We start from the raw sequence: 2,486 nt of genomic DNA, 5'->3' as shown, positions 1-2,486 counted from the left end.
CACTTTTTTCAAAGTTTCCATCTTACGGGTCACAGTTCAGGTCCAAGGGGGCTATTCGTTATTCGTCAGAGCCGCTTTCGTATAACTCCCTTTCTTTCTTGCGATTTCCCCACTTCGGCAACCACGATTTACGAATTGTTATATTGATAATCGAAATTGATGTACACTATTGCATTTTGCTACAAAAATTTAAAGTAGTCTTCTCCAGTTGAGTAGTGAGCGTTGTCATCAATTTTGTTCTAGTTTGAAATGCGCTAAGCATACAGGTGATAAATAGAGCTTCTCACCGAATAATTTAAACTCAGTAATATCGGTTACCCACTTCTCATCAGGTACTTCGGCTGTAAAGTTTCTATCTAAAATGTTTGATGCAATCTTACCAACCGTACCTTTATACGATTTATATTTTTTCATGCGTACTAAGCACTTTAAACCTAACTCTTTCATAATGCGCTGAATCTTCTTATGATTCACTATTTGCTCACGATTCGCTAGCTCATCACGAATGCGACGATAGCCATAAAGACCTTCATGTTCATCGTAGATCGCTTTAATCGCCACTTTTAAATCAGGATCTGGATCTAGACGATTCATCTTCTTTATTAAATTGTAATACGTGCTACGTGGGATTTGTGCGAATGCCACAAGCGCCTTTACCGGGTACTTATGCCTTAATTCATAGATGATCTTTACTTTGTCTTCCTTGGTGATTTTTCTTTGTTTTAAACTAAGGCATTCAACTTTTTTAAGTACTCATTTTCCATACGTAAACGTTCGATTTCTGCTTGGAGTGCTTCTGTGGAGCCTTCAGCTAGTACTTGTTTTGTTTGTTTATTCAATTTTTTGCTCATGGATGGACGCCCCTTTTTCTTTGAAATGAGCGCATCTAACCCAACAGCATTCAGCTGTATCCTCCATGTTCGAATCAATGCCGGAGAGGAAATGTTATAGATTACCGCCGCTTCGTTAGGAGATATCCCAATTTCGTTCATATAGTTAAGTTCGTCCTTTTTTAACTGCATAGTGTAGGATGTATAGGATTTTTCAAAGACGGTTAATCCGTGATATTCAGCTTGTTTAATCCACATCCGTACAACTTCGTGGTTCGCCCCTATTGAACTAGCAATTTCCTTTACACTTTCCAACTGACTCTGATATCTAATAACTGCATCAACTTTTTGTTCGTTTGTAAATTTGGCCATAAAAAACTGCACCTCCAATTGTTGATAGTGTCTAACAATTGGGGTGCAGTTCATTATGTGTTACCGCCATGATTACCTGTTTTTTTGTTTTCTACGCTTTTCCTACATTTTATTAAGGAGATTGAATGGATTTTATTTTTATATAACTAGTGGAATATTTCAGATAATACATGATACCAGTTCAAATAACACAGACTGATTTCTTACATCGATTATATAATTTTGGAATATAAATCCGGTAACGTGCTAGTCAACATATAAAGTTAAAGCAACGTTGTAAGGCTAGCCGCTTTGCCCTCTAATATAGTCCGGAATTTATAAAAATCTCGGGTTGGGGCTGAAAATGAAAGGTGCATACCTCTTTTAAGGAGATATTTTCTTAAAAAAATTTTTTATAATACAAATTTCGACAACGGGAAATGTGAAAAAGTGATATATTACGAAGATAATATGTAATATTATGGTATTTGAAACATTTAGTATAGAAAATGTACGCGGTCATGTAGATCAGACGTTTAAATCAAATCAGTCGTAAGTCGTACAGAGTTTATCAAAATGGATGTGAGTGTAACCGGTTTTGCATTATAACAAAAAGAGGGTCTAAGTATACAGCATATATTCAAGTAGCTCAAAGCAATAATGCCATCGGTGATAAAGAATACATAAAAGTAATGACGCGTTTAAGAATTGGCGAAGGCAGACGTCCGTGCTGCAATAAACACGAAAGATGTAATCCATTCCACCTAAGACAAGAGCTTCGAATAGATTCGGAGCTCTATGCCACAACGAGAGTGATTCATCTGAGCAAGAAAGGAGCNAAATATCTGACGATACGAATCATTTGCGTACAAAGATGAGTGGTTTCCTTGCCCAAATGGATGGGGAATTGTATTCCCGCGTGTCAGGACAAGCTCAGCTTGCGCAATCTCAGATCAATCGCCTAGCGGATGATTCGGAGCAATTGAAAAATTTTGTCCGACTCGCCATCACCAAAATCCAAGGAGCAGAGCTACAAAATGTGGCCGATGCGATAGCGCTCATGAAAGGGAGCGCGAGGGTAGAGTCATGGGGAAAACCACCCCAAGAGAAAGCTCTTCCTATGATCGAACGGGATACGTGGAATAGCTGGGGCAGCTTTTCTAATCAGTTATTGAAGGATTCGCCCAAATGGTATACAACAACGCCGATCCCGCCCTTTTTGTTCGGTACCTTTCGCGGTCTTACATTGCAACTGGAAAGAAAGACATTAATCGATCGCATGCTAAAGTATAAAGGGGATGCAGA

At 38.5% G+C, this 2,486-nt stretch carries 1 protein-coding gene and 1 pseudogene; one reads left to right on the top strand and one right to left on the bottom strand.

Features of this window, described 5'->3' with window-relative positions; genetic code table 11:
- Positions 1–261 precede the first annotated feature (261 nt).
- Positions 262–1,202, bottom strand: a pseudogene (locus EJP82_RS28605) (IS3 family transposase); the annotation flags it as partial.
- An 841-nt stretch (positions 1,203–2,043) separates the two neighbouring features.
- On the opposite strand from EJP82_RS28605, the gene EJP82_RS27730 reads away from it, so the two are divergent.
- Positions 2,044–2,486 (top strand): hypothetical protein (locus tag EJP82_RS27730; RefSeq protein WP_148125765.1); only part of this gene is annotated, 443 nt, incomplete at its 3' end.

Source organism: Paenibacillus anaericanus, from assembly GCF_003994475.1.
GTDB classification, from domain to species: domain Bacteria; phylum Bacillota; class Bacilli; order Paenibacillales; family Paenibacillaceae; genus Fontibacillus; species Fontibacillus anaericanus.
The sequence above is the reverse complement of the archived record's forward strand: the minus strand, read 5'-3'. Positions and strand labels throughout refer to the sequence as shown.